Origin of the sequence: Paraburkholderia sp., from assembly GCF_028283785.1 — a bacterium.
Taxonomy (GTDB): domain Bacteria; phylum Pseudomonadota; class Gammaproteobacteria; order Burkholderiales; family Burkholderiaceae; genus Paraburkholderia.
Window position 1 is genome coordinate 93,543 of record NZ_JAPWKB010000014.1, and the last position, 18,981, is coordinate 112,523.

17 protein-coding genes are annotated in these 18,981 nt (G+C 62.4%); 15 read left to right on the plus strand and 2 right to left on the minus strand.

Translation table 11 applies throughout. The features are described from left to right. Positions 1–93 precede the first annotated feature (93 nt). Together PW947_RS16460 and PW947_RS16465 are read right to left on the minus strand one after the other, a co-directional pair. A complete protein-coding gene (locus tag PW947_RS16460; RefSeq protein WP_299633411.1) occupies positions 94–1,089 on the minus strand; it encodes an aldolase/citrate lyase family protein in 996 nt (331 codons plus the stop codon). Between the two features lie 148 nt (positions 1,090–1,237). Next, a complete protein-coding gene (locus PW947_RS16465; RefSeq protein ID WP_299633412.1) occupies positions 1,238–2,221 on the minus strand; it encodes a malate dehydrogenase in 984 nt (327 codons plus the stop codon). Between the two features lie 494 nt (positions 2,222–2,715). Here PW947_RS16465 and PW947_RS16470 point away from each other — a divergent pair, with 494 nt between their 5' ends. The 15 genes from PW947_RS16470 (at position 2,716) to PW947_RS16540 (ending at position 18,961) form a co-directional block, all read left to right on the plus strand. Then, positions 2,716–3,525 (plus strand): GntR family transcriptional regulator, encoded by an 810-nt coding sequence (locus tag PW947_RS16470; RefSeq protein ID WP_299633413.1) that lies wholly within the window; start codon positions 2,716–2,718, stop codon positions 3,523–3,525. 170 nt (positions 3,526–3,695) lie between these two features. Continuing rightward, a complete protein-coding gene (gene sdhC / locus PW947_RS16475; RefSeq protein ID WP_299633414.1) occupies positions 3,696–4,109 on the plus strand; it encodes a succinate dehydrogenase, cytochrome b556 subunit in 414 nt (137 codons plus the stop codon). 3 nt (positions 4,110–4,112) lie between these two features. Further along, positions 4,113–4,481: a succinate dehydrogenase, hydrophobic membrane anchor protein gene (gene sdhD / locus PW947_RS16480; protein WP_299633415.1), complete on the plus strand. Its 369-nt coding sequence runs from the start codon at positions 4,113–4,115 to the stop codon at positions 4,479–4,481. 4 nt (positions 4,482–4,485) lie between these two features. Next, positions 4,486–6,261, plus strand: coding sequence for a succinate dehydrogenase flavoprotein subunit (gene sdhA, locus PW947_RS16485; protein ID WP_299633416.1), 1,776 nt, complete (start codon positions 4,486–4,488; stop codon positions 6,259–6,261). Between the two features lie 24 nt (positions 6,262–6,285). Continuing rightward, positions 6,286–6,990, plus strand: a complete 705-nt coding sequence (locus PW947_RS16490; RefSeq protein WP_299633417.1) for a succinate dehydrogenase iron-sulfur subunit — start codon at positions 6,286–6,288, stop codon at positions 6,988–6,990. Position 6,991: 1 nt separating this feature from the next. Next, on the plus strand, positions 6,992–7,264 hold the full coding sequence (locus tag PW947_RS16495) for a succinate dehydrogenase assembly factor 2 (RefSeq protein WP_299633418.1): 273 nt from the start codon (positions 6,992–6,994) through the stop codon (positions 7,262–7,264). A 73-nt stretch (positions 7,265–7,337) separates the two neighbouring features. Further along, positions 7,338–8,639, plus strand: coding sequence for a citrate synthase (gene gltA / locus PW947_RS16500; RefSeq protein ID WP_299633419.1), 1,302 nt, complete (start codon positions 7,338–7,340; stop codon positions 8,637–8,639). Between the two features lie 291 nt (positions 8,640–8,930). Then, positions 8,931–10,340: a 3-isopropylmalate dehydratase large subunit gene (gene leuC, locus PW947_RS16505; protein WP_299633420.1), complete on the plus strand. Its 1,410-nt coding sequence runs from the start codon at positions 8,931–8,933 to the stop codon at positions 10,338–10,340. A 24-nt stretch (positions 10,341–10,364) separates the two neighbouring features. Next, complete coding sequence (locus PW947_RS16510) at positions 10,365–10,511, plus strand: entericidin (protein WP_299633421.1); 147 nt, start codon at positions 10,365–10,367, stop codon at positions 10,509–10,511. 71 nt (positions 10,512–10,582) lie between these two features. Then, entirely contained in the window at positions 10,583–11,236 is a 654-nt protein-coding gene (gene leuD / locus PW947_RS16515) for a 3-isopropylmalate dehydratase small subunit (protein WP_299633422.1), read from the plus strand. A 76-nt stretch (positions 11,237–11,312) separates the two neighbouring features. Continuing rightward, entirely contained in the window at positions 11,313–12,380 is a 1,068-nt protein-coding gene (gene leuB / locus PW947_RS16520) for a 3-isopropylmalate dehydrogenase (RefSeq protein ID WP_299633423.1), read from the plus strand. 365 nt (positions 12,381–12,745) lie between these two features. Then, positions 12,746–13,867 (plus strand): aspartate-semialdehyde dehydrogenase, encoded by a 1,122-nt coding sequence (gene asd / locus PW947_RS16525; protein WP_299633424.1) that lies wholly within the window; start codon positions 12,746–12,748, stop codon positions 13,865–13,867. A 143-nt stretch (positions 13,868–14,010) separates the two neighbouring features. After that, positions 14,011–17,448, plus strand: a complete 3,438-nt coding sequence (locus PW947_RS16530; RefSeq protein ID WP_299633425.1) for a hypothetical protein — start codon at positions 14,011–14,013, stop codon at positions 17,446–17,448. Then, the gene (gene truA / locus PW947_RS16535) at positions 17,448–18,272 is read left to right on the plus strand and encodes a tRNA pseudouridine(38-40) synthase TruA (RefSeq protein WP_299633426.1); all 825 of its coding nucleotides are present in this window, start codon (positions 17,448–17,450) and stop codon (positions 18,270–18,272) included. Before PW947_RS16530 ends, truA begins: the two co-directional genes overlap by 1 nt. Beyond that, positions 18,269–18,961 carry a phosphoribosylanthranilate isomerase gene (locus PW947_RS16540; RefSeq protein WP_299633427.1) on the plus strand — a complete coding sequence of 231 codons (693 nt, stop codon included), beginning with the start codon at positions 18,269–18,271 and terminating at the stop codon, positions 18,959–18,961. The genes truA and PW947_RS16540 overlap by 4 nt, the downstream gene beginning before the upstream one ends. Positions 18,962–18,981: the final 20 nt, after the last annotated feature.

The window sequence follows — 18,981 nt, forward strand, 5'->3', positions numbered from 1 at the left end:
GACCGCTATTTTCACCTATTTAGCGGCACGAATCGTAAATTCTCCGGACCAATATCCGCATCGGGTCGCGCACCGTTCCCGGCTTGTCATCGCTCAGGCGCTGTCACCGAATAGCGGCGCGGCTTCCGCGGGTGTCGTCCGGCCCGTCGAGCGCGCGCGGCGCAGAACCGACCAGTAATACCGGTAGCTCGCGCGATCGTGCAGCGTGTCGAGATGGCGCGTCGGGCCCCATTGCGCCGATTGCGCGGCGAGCAGGATTTCGGTGGCGGTGACGATTTCCGCTTCGCGCGGCGCGAAAGCGGCGACGATCGCGGGAATCTGCGCGGGATGGATGCTCCACATCCGCGTGTAGCCGAACTCGTTCGCGGCGCGCGACGCGTCGCTGGCGACGACGTCCATATTGCGCACTTCGGTGCTGACGTTATGCGACGGCACCTTGCCGTGCGCATGGCACGCCGCCGAGATTTCGAGTTTCGCGCGACGCACCAGCGGATGATCGAACTGGCCGGGCGAGCGCATGGCGGTGTCGGGAATCGCGCCGTTATGCGCGGACACGAAGTCCATCAGTCCAAAACTCAGCGATTCCACGCCGGGCAACGCGGCGAGGTCGAACGCGCGCGCCAGCGCGGTATGGGTTTCGACCAGCAATTGCACCGGCACCGGCTTTTCGATGCCCATTTCGCGGCGTGTCGCGTCGATAAACGCGCACATTTCGGCGGCATCGTGGACGCTGTTGATTTTTGGGAGGGTGATATAGGCGGGCGCGCGCTTCGCGGCGCGCAGGATCAGGCGGACGTCGTCGCGCCAGTGCGCATGCTGGAAATCGTGAATCCGCACGCCGACCCGGCCGAAGTGGTCATGTTCGCTGCCCAGCAGCGACGCGACCAGCTCGGCATGCTCGGCTTCACGGCCGACCTGCGCGCCGTCCTCGCAGTCGAGCGTGACATCGAAGACCGGCCCCATCTGCTGCTGCAATCCGAGCGATTTCAGCATCAGCTTCTCGCTGCCGGCGTAGTGATCGCAAGCGGGCAGCAAGGTAGGGGGCGTTTCACCGTCAAACAGCACTTCGGCGGGGGGCAGTGCGCGCATCGTCGGCGTCAGGAACGTGGTTTTCGTGGGGAAAATGTCCGATTCGGGCGCGTTCTGCTGTACGACGGGCCAAAACGCGTTCGGATCGGGTACGAAAAAAAACCGGAACCCGTTGCTGGCAACTGGGTTCCGGTTTATCTACACGGGCTTAGCCGAGCAGATGTTGCACGCCGTCGCGCTCTTCGAGCAGCTCGTTCAGCGTACCGTCCATCTTTTCACGCGAGAAAGCGTCGATTTCGAGGCCTTCGACACGCTTGTATTCACCGTTTTCGCACGTGACCGGCACGCCGTAGATGATGTCTTCAGGAATGCCGTACGAGCCGTCCGACGGAATGCCCATCGTGACCCACTTGCCGTTCGTGCCGAGCACCCAGTCACGCACGTGATCGATCGCTGCGTTGGCTGCCGATGCCGCCGACGACAGGCCGCGCGCTTCGATGATCGCCGCACCGCGCTTGCCGACGGTCGGGATGAACGTGTTGCGGTTCCATTCTTCGTCGTTGATCAGCTTGGTCAGGTCTTGACCTTCGGCCGTAGCAACGCGGAAATCCGGGTACATGGTCGGCGAGTGGTTGCCCCACACCGCCAGCTTTTCGATCGACGCGACCGGCTTGCCCGACTTGGCGGCCAGTTGCGACAGCGCGCGGTTGTGGTCCAGACGCAGCATGGCGGTGAAGTTCTTCTTCGGCAGATCCGGCGCCGACTTCATTGCGATGTACGCGTTCGTGTTGGCCGGGTTGCCGACTACCAGCACCTTCACGTCGCGGCTGGCGACTTCGTTCAGCGCCTTGCCCTGAACCGTGAAGATTTCGGCGTTTGCCGACAGCAGATCCTTACGCTCCATGCCCTTCGAGCGCGGACGTGCACCGACCAGCAGGGCGACGTCGGCATCTTTGAATGCAACTTTCGGGTCGTCCGTGATCACGACGCCCGACAGCAGCGGGAATGCGCAATCATCCAGTTCCATCACGACGCCTTTGACGGCGCCTTGCGCTTGCGGCAGGTCGAGCAGTTGCAGGACGACCGGTTGGTCCTTGCCGAGCAGGTCGCCGTTGGCGATGCGGAACAGCAGGGAGTAAGCGATTTGACCTGCGGCGCCGGTGACGGCAACGCGCTTTGCGGGCTTAGCCATTGAGTAATCTCCTGGACGATGCGTTAGACGCTAGGGAAAACGCCATTCTATATGCGCGTTAGGCGAAGCGTAGTTGAAACACGGCGGTTTTACCGCGCGCCGATGGCTTCTACTAAAACGAAAGCCCCGAGGCGCGCCGCGGCAAAGCCGACATGCCTGAAATCTCGCGGCAAACCGGTAAGCGGGAACGCAAAATGCACGTCCTGGCGGCTGCACGATGACAGCTGCTGCATGGACGTGTTTCGGAGGCGTACGGGACTTAGACCGGCGAATCGAAACCAGAACCGCGTGACAGGACTGCATGTGCAAAGTGCCTTTTTGATATGCAGCGACTATGTAACGAAATAGCCGTCGAATACCCGCAAACCCTTGCTCGCGATGGAGTTTAGGAGTCAGGACGCACAAAGTCAACAGTATCATATGTCTTATATAAGACATATGTATTGCGGGAAAAACCCTAGACGACCCCCGGCCCTTTATGATGAAATGCGCGGATGAATTCGAACCAGGCGAGCAGCGCGAATCCGATCGGCCCGGCGGGTGCAAACGACACCCCGTCCGTCGTCGTGCCGGCCGCCACGCCGTCGTCGCCTACGTTCAGTCCGCTGTACCAGCAGATCAAGGGGCTCATTACGCAGAGTCTCGAATCCGGTGAATGGAAGCCGGGTGAAATCATCCCGAGCGAGGTGGAACTGGCTGGCCGCTATAAGGTAAGTCAGGGCACCGTCCGCAAGGCGATCGACGAACTCGCTGCCGACAACCTGCTGGTGCGCCGTCAAGGCAAAGGCACCTTCGTCGCCACGCACAACGAAGATCGTGCCCAATTTCGCTTCTTAAGGTTACTGGCTGATGACGCTGCGGAACATCCGCACGTCAGCAAGCTGCTCGAATGCCGGCGGCTGCGCGCGTCGGCGGATATCGCGCGGCAACTCGACCTGAAACCGGCGGATCCCGTCGTGCTGATCAAGCGTCTGCTGCAATTCGACGGCGAAGTGACCGTGCTCGACGAAATCTGGCTGCCCGGCGCGGTGTTTCGCGGACTGACGCTCGAGCGCCTGTCGGAGTACAAAGGGCCGCTTTACGCGATGTTCGAGACCGAATTCGGCACGCGGATGATCCGCGCGTCCGAGAAAATCCGCGCGGTCGCGGCCGATCCGGCAGTCGCCGATCTGCTGCATGTGCCGGCGGGTTTCCCGCTGCTGTCGGTAGAGCGGGTGTCGTATACCTATGGTGATCGCCCCGTCGAAGTGCGGCGAGGCTGGTATGTCACAACCGGGTATTACTATCAGAACGACTTAAGTTGACCAGGTTTGGCTAAGTAGATGCAGCGGGGCTTCGCACCTAGATGCGAGGCCTCAGGAGGGCTGCCTTTTTATCGCGTGGGCCGTAACGGTCTGTCGGTCGTTTTCGATGCAGTGCGATATAAAAAGGCGCTAAAATCGCGGATTAGTGTGACTACAAGTAGGGGTCTAGCATGGCTGAAGCCGTAAAAAAACCGAGGCCGGAATTCCGGAACATCGGTATCGGGCAAATATTGACTGCGTACCGTCTCCCACTCGCGGGACGCGTGTCGATTCTCCACCGCTTGAGCGGTGGGCTTCTTTTCATATTCCTTCCGTTCCTGCTGTACCTCTTCGATCAGAGCCTGACTTCTGAACTCAGCTTCGAAGTATTCAAAGGTTTCCTCTCCAATATCGTCGTCAAGCTGATCACGCTGGTTCTCGCGTGGGCATTCCTCTTTCACTTCTGCTCCGGCATCCGTCACCTCGTGATGGACATGCACTACGCCGTCAGCAAGGAAGGCGGCAAGAAGACCTCGGTCATCGTGCTGGTTGTGTCGTCGCTGCTTACGCTCGCGTTTGCGCTCAAATTGTTCGGAGCTTTCTAAAAAATGGCAGCTAACAACCGGGTCGGCTCCAAGCGTCTTGTCGTCGGCGCGCATTACGGTCTGCGCGACTGGCTCGCACAACGCATTACCGCAGTCATCATGGCGGTCTATACGATCATCCTGCTCGCGCTGTTCTTCGGTGCGCAGGCATTTTCGTACGACGGCTGGGCGTCGATCTTCGCCATGCAATGGATGAAGCTCGCCACGTTCGTCACGTTCCTGTCGGTGTTCTACCACGCCTGGGTCGGTATCCGGGACATCTGGATGGACTACATCAAGCCCACCGGTCTGCGGTTGGCCCTTCAAACGCTGACGATCGTCTGGCTGCTCGCGAGTGCGGGCTACGCCGCGCAGATTCTCTGGAGAGTGTAAAAGAATGGCTGCAATCAAGAATTCTCTGCCGCGTCGCAAGTTTGACGTGGTCATCGTCGGCGCGGGCGGCTCGGGGATGCGCGCTTCGCTGCAACTCGCGCGCGCCGGTCTGTCGGTTTGCGTGCTGTCCAAGGTGTTTCCGACGCGTTCGCACACGGTTGCCGCGCAGGGCGGGATCGGTGCATCGCTCGGCAATATGAGCGAAGACAACTGGCACTATCACTTCTACGACACGATCAAGGGTTCCGACTGGCTCGGCGACCAGGACGCGATCGAGTTCATGTGCCGTGAAGCACCGAACGCCGTGTACGAGCTGGAACACATGGGCATGCCGTTCGACCGTAACGCCGACGGCACGATTTACCAGCGTCCGTTCGGCGGCCACACGGCCAACTACGGCGAAAAGCCGGTACAACGCGCTTGCGCGGCTGCCGACCGTACCGGTCACGCGCTGCTGCATACGCTGTATCAGCAGAACGTCGAAGCGAAGACGCAGTTCTTCGTCGAATGGATGGCGCTGGATCTGATCCGCGACGCCGACGGAGACGTGCTCGGCGTGACCGCGCTGGAAATGGAAACGGGCGACGTCTACATTCTGGAAGGCAAGACCACGTTGTTCGCGACGGGCGGTGCAGGCCGGATTTTCGCGGCGTCCACCAACGCGTTCATCAACACTGGTGACGGCCTGGGCATGGCAGCGCGTTCGGGCATCGCGTTGCAAGACATGGAATTCTGGCAATTCCACCCCACCGGCGTGGCCGGCGCGGGCGTGCTGATTACCGAAGGCGTGCGCGGCGAAGGCGGTATCCTGCGCAATTCGAACGGTGAGCGCTTCATGGAGCGCTATGCGCCGACGCTGAAGGATCTGGCGCCGCGCGACTTCGTTTCGCGTTCGATGGACCAGGAAATCAAGGAAGGCCGTGGCGTGGGTCCGAACAAGGATCACGTGCTGCTCGACCTGTCGCACATCGGCGCCGAGACGATCATGAAGCGTCTGCCGTCGATCCGCGAAATCGCGATGAAGTTCGCGAACGTGGACTGTATCAAGGAGCCGATCCCGGTCGTGCCGACCATCCACTATCAGATGGGTGGCATTCCTACGAACATTCACGGTCAGGTCGTCGGTACGGCGAAGGGCCACGAAGAACCGGTCAACGGTTTCTACGCGGTCGGCGAATGCTCGTGCGTGTCGGTCCACGGCGCGAACCGCCTGGGCACGAACTCGCTGCTCGACCTGGTGGTGTTCGGCCGCGCGGCCGGCAACCACATCGTCAAGCACGTGAAGGAAATCAAGAATCACAAGCCGCTGCCGGCTGACGCTGCTGATTTCGCAATGTCGCGCCTGGCGAAGCTGGACAGCTCGACGTCGGGTGAGTACACGCAAGACATCGCGAACGACATCCGCGCGTCGATGCAGAAGCATGCAGGCGTGTTCCGCACGTCGGCGCTGCTGTCCGAAGGCGTCGAACGTATCCGCGAAGTCGCGGCACGTGTGGACAACATCCACCTGAAGGACAAGTCGAAGGTCTTCAACACGGCACGTGTCGAAGCGCTCGAAGTGGCGAACCTGATCGAGGTGGCACGCGCCACGATGGTCTCCGCCGAAGCGCGCAAGGAAAGCCGTGGCGCGCACGCGCAGAACGACTTCGAACATCGCGACGACGAAAACTGGCTGCGCCATACGTTGTGGTTCAGCGAAGGCGACCGCCTCGACTACAAGCCGGTTCATATGCAACCGCTGACCGTCGAATCGGTGCCGCCGAAAGCGCGGACCTTCTAAGGCACACGTCAAAGGAATTCAGAAATGGCAAAGCGTACATTTGAAATTTACCGCTACGATCCGGACAAGGATGCAGCGCCGCGCATGCAGTCGTACGAAATCGAAATCGACTCGCACGAGCGCATGTTGCTCGACGCGCTCGTCAAGCTGAAGGCAGTGGACGAAACGCTGTCGTTCCGCCGTTCGTGCCGCGAAGGCGTGTGCGGTTCGGACGCGATGAACATCAACGGCAAGAACGGTCTGGCGTGCCTGACCAACCTGAACGACCTGCCGCAGAAGATCGTGCTGCGTCCGCTGCCGGGCCTGCCCGTCGTGCGCGACCTGATCTGCGACTTCACGCAGTTCTTCAACCAGTATCACTCGATCAAGCCGTACCTGATCAACGATACGCCGCCGCCGGAAAAGGAACGTCTGCAGTCGCCGGTAGAACGCGACGAGCTCGACGGCCTGTACGAGTGCATTCTGTGCGCAAGCTGCTCGACGTCGTGCCCGAGCTTCTGGTGGAATCCGGACAAGTTCGTCGGCCCGGCCGGCCTGCTGCAAGCCTACCGTTTCATCGCGGACAGCCGCGACGAAGCAACAGGCGAGCGTCTGGACAACCTTGAAGACCCGTATCGCCTGTTCCGTTGCCACTCGATCATGAATTGCGTCGATGTGTGCCCGAAGGGACTGAACCCGACCAAGGCGATCGGCAAGATCAAGGAATTGATGGTTCGTCGTGCAGTCTGAGATGGACGACACTTCGCACCAGTCTGACCCCCTTCGCCGCGCGCGCCTTCGCTGGCGCGCGCGGCGCGGCTTGCTCGAAAACGATCTGATTTTCGAGCGGTTTTTCAGCCGATATGAGCATGACCTCAGCGACGCCGACGTAGGCGCTCTCACGCGCCTGCTCGAGCTGAGCGATAACGACCTGATGGACTTGCTGCTCGTGCGCAAGGAACCGGAAGGCGACCTTGCCGACACGGACGTTGTCCGGGTTCTGGAGATGCTGCGCACCGTGTGAGCGCGGCGAGCCCGCTGTTCCAGGCGTGCAGATTATCGAAACCCTGTATCCATACTTCGATTGAGGATGTGCTATGACCCCGTCAGATGTTAAAGCCACGCTATCGTTCAGCGACAATTCGCCGAGCGTTGAAATGCCGATCTACAAGGGCACACTCGGCCCGGACGTGATCGACATTCGCAAACTGTACGGTCAGACCGGCAAGTTCACGTACGACCCGGGCTTTATGTCGACGGCGGCGTGTAACTCGGCGATCACGTACATCGACGGCGATAAGGGCGAGCTGCTGTATCGCGGTTATCCGATCGACAATCTCGCTGAAAACGCCGACTTCCTGGAGTCGTGCTACCTGCTGCTGAAGGGCGAACTGCCGACGGCAGTGCAGAAGGAAGAGTTCGTCGAAACCGTCACGAAGCACACGATGGTGCACGAGCAGATGCACTTCTTCTTCCGCGGTTTCCGCCGTGACGCGCACCCGATGGCCATTCTGGTGGCCGCAGTCGGCGCGCTGTCGGCGTTCTATCACGACTCGCTGGACATCAACAATCCGCGTCACCGTGAAGTGTCGGCCATCCGCATGATCGCGAAGCTGCCGACGCTGGTGGCGATGGCGTACAAGTACAGCATCGGTCAACCGTTCGTGTATCCGAAGAACGAGCTGTCGTACAGCGCGAACTTCATGCACATGATGTTCTCGAACCCGTGCGAAGAGTACAAGGTCAACGACGTTCTGGTGCGCGCACTCGACCGTATCCTGATCCTGCACGCCGACCACGAACAGAACGCATCGACGTCGACGGTTCGTCTGGCCGGTTCGTCGGGCGCAAACCCGTTCGCATGTATCGCAGCCGGTATCGCCTGCCTGTGGGGCCCGGCGCACGGCGGTGCGAACGAAGCCGCACTGAACATGCTGGAAGAAATCGGCTCGGTCGACAACATTCCTGAGTTCATCAAGCAGGTGAAGGACAAGAACTCGGGCGTGAAGCTGATGGGCTTCGGTCACCGCGTCTACAAGAACTACGATCCGCGTGCGAAGCTGATGCGCGAAACCTGCCACGAAGTGCTGGAAGAACTGGGCCTGCACGACGACCCGCTGTTCAAGCTGGCCATGGCACTGGAAAAGATCGCGCTGGAAGACGAATACTTCGTGTCGCGCAAGCTGTACCCGAACGTCGACTTCTACTCGGGCATCGTTCAGCGCGCGCTGGGCATCCCGACGGCAATGTTCACGTGTATCTTCGCGATGGCACGTACGGTCGGCTGGATTGCACAGTGGAACGAAATGATCGCGGATCCGGAACAGAAGATTGGCCGTCCGCGTCAGCTGTTCATCGGCGACACGTCGCGTCAGGCAAAGCCGCTCGACCAACGTTGAACGGCGAAGCGCGCTCACGCGCGCTGACGTTGATTCCGTAAAAAAAAACGCCCCGACGGGTTGATCGTCGGGGCGTTTTTGTTTGTGCGCGGACGTGATCCGCGAGCGTTGCCGGTGACCGTTTACATGCAAAAAACGCTTTCCGGGTAACGCCGATACAGGTATCGGCACTACCACCCAACTCCCTGTTTTTTATCGGTTTTCCGGGCAAAACCTAAGGAAAATCCGTGATCTGCGTGGCATAATCGACGAACACGACTGGCCCGAAGTTAATACTATTCCCCGCAAATCATGGCACAGACTCTCTACGACAAATTGTGGAACACCCACGTGGTCCACACCGAAGACGACGGCACGACGATCCTCTATATCGACCGTCACCTGCTGCACGAAGTCACCAGCCCGCAGGCGTTCGAAGGCCTGAAGCTGGCGCAGCGTCCGGTGTGGCGGATCAGCGCGAATCTGGCCGTGTCCGACCACAACGTGCCCACCACGGATCGCACGCACGGCATCGCCGACCCCATCTCGAAGCTGCAGGTGGACACGCTGGACGCCAATTGCGATTCGTACGGCATCACGCAGTTCAAGATGAACGATCTGCGTCAGGGCATCGTGCACATCATCGGGCCGGAGCAGGGCGCGACGCTGCCGGGCATGACGATCGTCTGCGGCGACTCGCACACGTCCACGCACGGCGCGTTCGGCGCGCTGGCGCACGGCATCGGCACGTCGGAAGTCGAGCACGTGCTGGCCACCCAAACGCTCTTGCAAAAGAAGAGCAAGAACATGCTGGTGAAGGTCGAAGGTCCGTTGCCGCGCGGCTGCACCGCGAAAGACATCGTGCTGGCCATCATCGGCAAGATCGGCACGGCGGGCGGCACGGGTTACGCCATCGAGTTCGGCGGTTCGACCATTCGCGCACTGTCCATGGAAGGCCGCATGACGGTCTGCAACATGGCGATCGAAGCGGGCGCGCGCGCCGGCATGGTCGCGGTGGACGACACCACGGTCGAGTATCTGAAGGGCCGCCCGTTCTCGCCGGAAGGCGTCGAGTGGGATCACGCGGTCGAGTACTGGAAGCAGTTCACGACAGACGAAGGCGCGCAATTCGATCGCGTCGTCGAGTTGAATGCCGCTGAGATCGTGCCGCAAGTGACGTGGGGCACGTCGCCGGAAATGGTCACGGCCGTCGACGGTCGCGTGCCGGATCCGGAACGCGAAAAAGATCCGGTCAAGCGCAACGCGATGGAACGCGCGCTGCAATACATGGCGCTGGAACCGAACCAGTCCATCGACTCGATCAAGCCGGACAAGATTTTCATCGGCTCGTGCACGAACGCGCGTATCGAAGATATCCGCGCCGCCGCGTATGTCGTGAAGAAGCTGGGCCGCCGCGTCGCGCCGAACATCCGTCTGGCGATGGTCGTGCCGGGCTCGGGCCTCGTGAAGGCGCAAGCCGAACGCGAAGGCCTCGACAAGGTCTTCACCGACGCCGGTTTCGAATGGCGCGAGCCGGGTTGCTCGATGTGCCTCGCGATGAACTCCGACCGGCTCGATCCGGGCGAGCGCTGCGCGTCCACGTCGAACCGTAACTTCGAAGGCCGTCAGGGCGCGGGCGGTCGCACGCATCTGGTCAGCCCGGCCATGGCGGCGGCTGCTGCCATCGAAGGGCATTTCGTCGATATCCGGAAACTGGGTTAATTGAGAACGCGTATGAGGAACAGCATGGGTCGGACTACGTTACTGCGTCGCTTCGCGCTTGGCGCGCTGGCCGGGCTACTGCTCGGTCTCGCCGGCTGCAACACGGTGCACGGATTCGGCGAGGATATGTCGCACCTCGGCAATTCGATCAGCAGCCACGCTGACAAATAAGCGGTTTTCGATTGTGCCGGTCGCGCAGCTCGTCAGGTAGCGCGCGGCCGGATTTAAGAGGCGCAAGCGTCATGGATAAATTCATCGTACATACCGGCGTCGTGGCGCCGCTCGATCGCGAGAACGTCGACACGGACGCGATCATCCCGAAGCAGTTTCTGAAGTCGATCAAGCGAACGGGTTTCGGTCCGAACGCATTCGACGAATGGCGTTATCTGGATCACGGCGAGCCGGGTCAGGACAACTCGCAGCGTCCGCTGAATCCGGATTTCGTGCTGAACCAGCCGCGTTATCAGGGCGCATCGGTGCTGCTGGCGCGCAAGAACTTCGGTTGCGGCAGCTCGCGCGAGCACGCACCGTGGGCGTTGCAGCAATACGGTTTTCGCGCGCTGATCGCGCCCAGTTTCGCCGATATTTTCTACAACAACTGCTTCAAGAACGGCGTGCTGCCCATCGTGCTGACCGAGCAGCAGGTCGACCATCTGTTCAACGAGACGTATGCGTTCGGCGGCTTCCAGTTGACGGTCGATCTCGAAGCGCAAGTGGTGCGCACCACCGACGGCGGCGCCGAATATCCGTTCGACGTAGCCGGTTTCCGCAAGTACTGCCTGCTGAACGGCTTCGACGATATCGGTTTGACGCTGCGTCACGCCGACAAGATCCGCCAGTTCGAAGCCGAGCGTCTCGCGAAGCAGCCGTGGCTGGGTCACCGCATCGTCGGGTAATCGGGGAGCCGGGTCAGTGGGCCCGCTCGGGGTCCACGCCGGGCCCGGAATCGCAGATAACAAACAAGGAATTCGCATGAAGATCGCAGTGTTGCCGGGCGACGGCATTGGTCCCGAAATCGTCAAGGAAGCCGTCAAGGTTCTGAACGTGCTTGGCGAGAAGTTCGAACTCGAAGAAGCGCCGGTTGGCGGTGCGGGCTACGAAGCGAGCGGTCATCCGCTGCCGGACGCCACGCTCGCGCTGGCCAAAGAGGCCGATGCAATCCTGTTCGGCGCGGTCGGCGACTGGAAATACGACTCGCTCGAACGCGCATTGCGCCCGGAACAGGCCATTCTGGGTCTGCGCAAGCATCTGCAACTGTTCGCGAACTTCCGTCCGGCAATCTGCTATCCGGAACTGACGGGCGCGTCGTCGCTGAAGCCGGAAATCGTGTCGGGTCTCGACATCCTGATCGTGCGCGAATTGAACGGCGATATTTATTTCGGCCAGCCGCGCGGTGTGCGCGAAGCGCCGGACGGCCTGTTCGCGGGCGCGAAGGAAGGCTTCGACACGATGCGTTATTCGGAGCCGGAAGTGCGCCGTATCGCGCACGTCGCGTTTCAGGCAGCGCAAAAGCGCGGCAAGAAACTGACGTCGGTGGATAAAGCCAATGTGCTGGAAACGTCGCAATTCTGGAAAGACATCATGATCGATGTGTCGAAGGAATACGCTGACGTCGAGCTGTCGCACATGTATGTCGACAACGCGGCCATGCAACTGGTGAAGGCGCCGAAGTCGTTCGACGTGATCGTCACCGGCAATATGTTCGGCGACATTCTGTCGGACGAAGCGGCGATGCTGACGGGCTCGATCGGCATGCTGCCGTCGGCTTCGCTCGACAAGAACAACAAGGGCTTGTACGAGCCGTCGCACGGCTCCGCGCCGGATATCGCCGGCAAGGGCGTCGCGAATCCGCTGGCCACGATCCTGTCGGCGGCGATGATGCTGCGTTATTCGTTGGGCAAGGCCGATCAGGCCGACCGTATCGAAAGCGCGGTGAAAAAAGTGCTGGAGCAAGGTTTCCGCACCGGCGACATCCTCACGCCGGGGTGCAAGCAGGTCGGCACGGTCGCAATGGGCGATGCGGTGGTCGCAGCACTTTAAGCGGCTCGCAGGAATAAAAGGCAAGCCGTTCCGTTCCTCGAAAAGGTCCGGCCGCCTTTCACAAAAGTGCACGAATCGGCGGAAAACCTGCCGATTCGCGTCAAAAGCGGTGCAGACGCCGCCAGAATCTGGTTTTCGTGTATATTGGTGTGATGGCGCAGATATCTCAAATCTCCTCGATTTCGACCATTAAAGGTCAAGCCCACGGCACAACGCGCCGTGTGGTTGAGCTCGCCATTACCATCAAAACGATTACCCCGAAAACGATCACGAAGCGCTGATCGTCCGTCGTGCCCGCCCATCTTCCCCGCGCGGTCACTGCGGGCAAAGATGCGGGGAAGTTTCCACTCGAAGGGTATGAAGTCATGAACGTAGGTCTCGTAGGTTGGCGCGGCATGGTCGGCAGCGTCCTGATGCAACGCATGCAGCAGGAAGGCGATTTCGATCTGATCGAACCGGTGTTTTTCAGCACCAGCAACGCGGGCGGCAACGCGCCGTCGTTCGCCAAAAACGAGACCAAGCTCAAAGATGCGACAAGCATCGACGACCTGAAGAAGTGCGACGCGATCATCTCGTGCCAGGGCGGCGACTACACGAACGACGTGTTCCCGAAGCTGCGCGCTGCGGGCTGGAACGGTTACTGGATCGACGCGGCGTCGTCGCTGCGCATGAAGGATGACGCGGTCATCATCCTCGACCCGGTCAACCTCGACGTCATCAAGGACGCGCTGGTCAAAGGTCAGAAGAATTTCATCGGTGGCAATTGCACCGTCAGCCTGATGTTGATGGCGCTGGGCGGCCTGTTCCGCGAAAACCTCGTCGACTGGATGACGGCCATGACGTATCAGGCCGCATCGGGCGCGGGCGCGCAAAACATGCGCGAACTGCTGCAACAGATGGGCACGTTGTACGGTTCGGCGAAGGAAGACCTGGCCGATCCGTCGTCCGCCATTCTCGATATCGACCGCCGCGTGCTGGCCGCGATGAACAGCGACCGCATGCCGACCGACAACTTCGGCGTGCCGCTCGCCGGCTCGCTGATTCCGTGGATCGACAAAGACCTCGGCAACGGTATGTCGAAGGAAGAGTGGAAGGGCGGCGCGGAAACCAACAAGATCCTCGGCAAGCCGGCAATGGGCCAGCCGGGTTCGATCCCGGTCGACGGCCTGTGCGTGCGTATCGGCGCAATGCGTTGCCACTCGCAGGCATTGACCATCAAGCTGAACAAAGACGTGCCGCTCGACGAAATCAACGGCATCCTCGCGTCGGCGAACGACTGGGTCAAGGTCGTACCGAACGAACGCGAAGCGTCGATCCGCGATCTGTCGCCGTCGGTTGTGACGGGCACGCTGACGGTGCCGGTCGGTCGTCTGCGCAAGCTGGCAATGGGCGGCGAATATCTGTCTGCATTCACGGTCGGCGATCAACTGTTGTGGGGCGCAGCTGAGCCGTTGCGTCGGATGCTGCGCATTCTGCTCGACAAGTAATGTAATAAAGTAAACTACGCGGTTGCGACGCGTAGGAAATTGAAAAGCGTCGCGCTCGCGCGGCGCTTTTTTATTGTCGGTCGACGAATTCTTCTCCATCCAACCTAAAACAAGGGCTGCGCGCTATTGCGCCAGGAGTCCCAATGACCAATCGACTCGTATCCCTTCAGGCTAGTTCGACACCGCGTCATCGCGTGACGCGAATCGCGTCTGCGATCGTGATCGCATGGAGCGCCATCGGGTCGATCCACGGCGCGCACGCGGCTGCACCCGCGAACGCCGCACATGGTCCGATCGCGCCGATCGCATCGCCGATCACCACGCCCGCGACGGCGCAAAATGCGGCGATCGGCAGCGCTCAGGTGACGACGCAAAACGCGGCGCAAAGCACGACGCCGGTCACGCATGTTCAGACGTATGCCGTTCATGCCGGTCAGTCGCTTAACGACGTGGCGATCGAGCTGACGCAATCGCACGACAAGGCCACGTTGGCCCGCGCGACCCACGCGCTGTTCGCGGCGAATCCGAACGCGTTCGCGAAGAACGATCCGAGTCGTCTGAAGGTTGGATCGGTGCTGAACGTGCCGCCGATGGATGCGGCCGGTAACGTGATCGTGCCACCGACGGACACAGCGGCCAGCGCGAACGCAGGCAGCGCCGCTGCCGCGACGACAGCAACGACGACGACGGCAACGGGCGCGAGTGCGCCGGCCGTGTCGAATGCACCCGCTGCAACCGCCGCCGCTACGACGGCCGCGACGGTCGCAGCCACCACGGCGGCGGCGACCACGCCCACGACGCCCGCGCCGCAAACCGCACAGAACACCACCTCCACCGCTCCGGCTGCAGCGCTGCCGACGTCGCACGCGGCGAGCGCTACGTCGGCCGCGCCGACCAGCGCCACGCACGAGTGGTCGGGCGCGATCCAGGCGTCGCCGAATGTCGCGGCGTCTGCGTCGGGCGGCGCATCGGATGCATCGGCGAGCGAAGCGTCGTCGACCGATGCGGCAACCGCGTCGGCCGCTATTCCGGCTGTTCCGTCGATGGCCGCCGCATCCACGCAGTCCGCGCCGAAGTCCGCGGCCAGCGCGCCCGCGCAGGTGTCGAGCCTTCAGCAACTTCTCGCACTGAAAAATCGCGTGCTGATGGAGTTGCAGAAACACGGCATCGGCGGATCGGCCACGACGCATGGCAGCGCAACATCGACGCCTGTCGCGCAAACGCCGAATTCGGCGGTTGGTCCCGCTTCGGGTGCCGTGTCCGGCGATGCCGCGTCGCATGCGGCGGCTACATCCGCGTCGCCGTCGGCCATGAGCACTAACGTCAAGCCGTCCACGGCGAGCGGCGGTGTCACGCAAACAGGTTTGGGCATCGCGGCCGTCGTGCTTGCGGCATTGGCTGCGTTGCTGACCGCGTTCACGTCGCGTCGTCGTAAGCGCGCAGCAGAGGCGGCGGAACACGAGCGCGTGCTGGCGTCGTCGCCGGTCGTGACGCCGGAAGGCGAGATCGTGGATATGTCGGTCAGTCCCGATGCAGTCAATACCGAAGTCCTCGACGACGTGCGCACGCGCGAAGCCGCGGCGGCGTTAGCGGTCGCGCAGGCGCGCGAGGCGGCCGCGCGTGATGTGGCTGCGAAGGAAGCGGCGGCGAGAGACGCGGCCGCGAAGGAAGCGGCGGCCCGTGAAGCACACATTCGCGAGGCGGCTGAAGCGCGTGAAGCCGCGGCGCGTGAGCAGGCTGCACGTGACGCCCGTGCGCGCGAGGAAGCCGCCGCAGCCGAAGCGGCGAGTCGCGAGAAAGCCGCACGGGAAACCGCCGGGCGTGAACAGGCCGCCCGTGACGCAGCGGCGCGCGAGCAGGCCGCACGTGAGGCGCTCGCTCGCGAGGAAGCGGCGCGCATCGAGGCGGCGCGTATCGAAGCCGAGCGTGTTGCCGAAGTCGCACGTGAGAAGGCCGAACGCGAAGCTGCCGAACGCGAACAGGCCGCGCGTGACGCGGCGGCGCGAGAAGAAGCTGCACGCGCCGAGGCGGCGCGTATCGAGGCCGAGCGTATCGAAGCTGCCCGGGTCGCGGAAGCGGCACGTGAGCAGGCCGAGCGTGAAACTGCCGCACGTGAACAGGCCGCGCGCGAAGCGCAGGCTCGCGAGGAGGCGGCACGCGCGGAGGTTGCGCGTCTGGAAGCCGAGCGCATCGAAGCCGAGCGTCTTGCCGAAGCGGCGCGTGAAGCCGCAGTCCGCGAGCAGGCGGCGCGTGAGCAAGCCGCGCGCGAAGCGCAGGCGCGAGAAGAGGCGGCGCGGGCCGAGGCGGAGCGCGTGGAGGCTGCACGTCTTGAGGCGGAACGCGCGGAAGCGGAGCGTCTGGAAGCAGAACGGGCAGAAGCCGCACGCGTTGAAGCCGAGCGTGCAGAAGCCGCGCGTATTGAAGCAGAACGCGCAGAAGCCGCACGCCAGGAAGCAGAGCGTGCAGAAGCGGCACGTCTCGAAGCAGAGCGCGAAGCGACCGCCCGGGAAGCCGCCGCGCGTGAAGAACACAACCGCGCCGAAGCCGCGCGCGAGCACGCAGCGCGTGAAGCACAGGCTCGCGCAACATCAGAACACGCTGCTCACACGAGCCCGGAACACGCGTCCGGGTTCGCTTTTGTCCCGCAGCGGTCCGCGTCCGACGCGGCCGCGCATGAATCACCTGCAATGCACTCCGCAACTGAATACGAAGCACCTCACGTCCACGTTCCCGAAGCCTTTGCCGCAGCAAGCGGCGCGGCGGGTCTTGCCGCCGCCGCCGAACTCGGCGCCGACGCGCTTCCGCCGACGCAATTCCAGCCCGAACCCCACGCCTATGCCGACGACGAACCGTCGCCGGCCGTGAATGAAGGCGCGGCCGCCGATGTCGTGTCGCATGACGACGCTGTGTCGCAAGCGCCTAACCCGTACGGCCAGCCGATGCCCGGCGGTTACGATCCGACGCAATCGCCGCTGCATACCTCGGCGTCGATCGAGCCCGGTATCGGCGAAACGCCGCAGTACGAGTCGCACGAACCCGTCGCGCCGGTCCTCGCGCCCGAACCGGCGCGCGCGGAATCCGCCGCGACCGAATTTCCGCGTGACGCGGTCGCAGCGTTCGGCGGTCTCGATATGGGCTTGCCGCCGCGCGCCGAACACGCAGCCGGGATGACGTCGCCCGCATCGCTGGCGACGCAGCCGGTGGCATCGCCGGAATCCACTGCGCAGCAAGCCGTCCCGCTTCACGACGATGATGCCGCACCCGGTCATGTCGGGCAGCAGATCGAAGCCGGCACCGCCGGTTCCGGCGCGGTCGCGGGTTTGGGCGCGGGCCGCTTCGGCGCGCTGAACCTTGATTTCGATCTCGAGTTGCCGGCTAGTCCCGTGCAACCGGTGCCCGCGTTCACGTCGCAAGACCTCGCGCAAATTGCACGCAACAAGCTCGATCTGGCCGCTGAATACATCGAACTCGGCGATCTCGCGGGCGCGCGCGCGTTGATCAACGAAGTGATGGAATCGAACGATCCCGCGGCTCGCGCCGAAGCGCGCACGCTGTTGTCGACGCTCGCGCCGCTGTCGTGATGCGAAGGATTGCACTCGGCATTCAGTACGACGGCACGGCATTTTGCGGTTGGCAGTCACAGCCGCACGGCAAGACGGTGCAGGACGAGCTCGAACGCGCGCTGCGCGAATTTGCGCTGACGCCGCTGCATACGGTGGTCGCGGGGCGCACGGATACCGGCGTTCACGGGCTCGGTCAGGTCGTCCATTTCGACACGGAACTGGATCGCACGGACTTTTCGTGGGTGCGCGGCACAAATGCGTTCCTGCCGAGAACCATCGCCGTGCAATGGGCCAAGCCGATGCCCGAGCCGTTTCACGCGCGGTTTTCGGCGTTCGAGCGGACCTATTACTACGCGCTGTACGTTCATCCGGTGCGCTCGCCGATGCTGGACGGGCGCGTCGGCTGGATCCACACGCCGCTCGACGTCGACGCAATGCGCGCGGCCGCGGCAATGCTGATCGGCGTGCACGATTTTTCGGCGTTCCGTTCGTCTGAATGTCAGGCGAAAACGCCGGTCAAACATATGTACCAGATCGACGTGCGGCAACAGGGCGACTTCGTCCATTTCCGGTTTCGCGCGAACGCATTCCTACATCACATGGTGCGCAATCTGATGGGATGCCTGGTCGCAATCGGACGCGGACGTCATCCGGTCGACTGGATGGCTGAAATCCTGGCCGGACGCAACCGCACCCACGCTGCGCCGACGTTTATGCCCGACGGGCTGTATCTGGCGCAGGTGGCTTATCCTGCTGAATTCGACGTGCCTGCGGCGCAGCTCAATAGCGTGCCGTGGAGCACGGTCTGGAACGACCTCGACACCGACGCGCAGTCAACATGAATCAGCCGAACTCCGACGCCGGCGACATCGCCGCGCTGCATCGCACCCGCATCAAGCTGTGCGGCCTGTCCAAACCCGACGACGTCGCGCAGGCGGTCGATCTCGGCGCCGACGCGATCGGCCTCGTGTTCTATCCGCCGAGCCCGCGCGCCGTCGATGTCGCCCGCGCGCGGGAATTGACGCGTGGCTTGCCGCCGTTCGTGTCGGTCGTAGGATTATTCGTCAATGCGACGCCGGAATTGATCCGCGAAGTCGTCGGAGAAGTGCCGTTGAGCCTGCTGCAATTCCACGGCGACGAAACCGCTGCGCAATGCGAATCGCTCGCGGCGGTTGCGGGTTTGCCTTGGTTGCGTGCATTGCGCGTAGGACCTGATACTCAGCAAGCCGATTTGTTAGAATCGGCACTTAACTATTCAGCTGCCAGCGGTCTTCTGTTCGACACCCATGTCGAAGGCTATGGCGGCGGCGGGAAGGTTTTCGATTGGTCACTTATTCCAGCAGAGCTCGCGCGTCGGGCCGTTTTGAGTGGTGGGTTGAACGCGCAAAACGTCAATGACGCGATCCGTCATGTGCGCCCTTATGCGGTCGATGTCTCAAGCGGCATCGAGGTACAGGGCGCCCGAGGCGTGAAGGATTACGCCCGGATGGCAGCGTTCGTTCGCGCAGTGCGCGCAGCGGACGCCGAGTGATTCAGCAGGCGCTGCTTCGA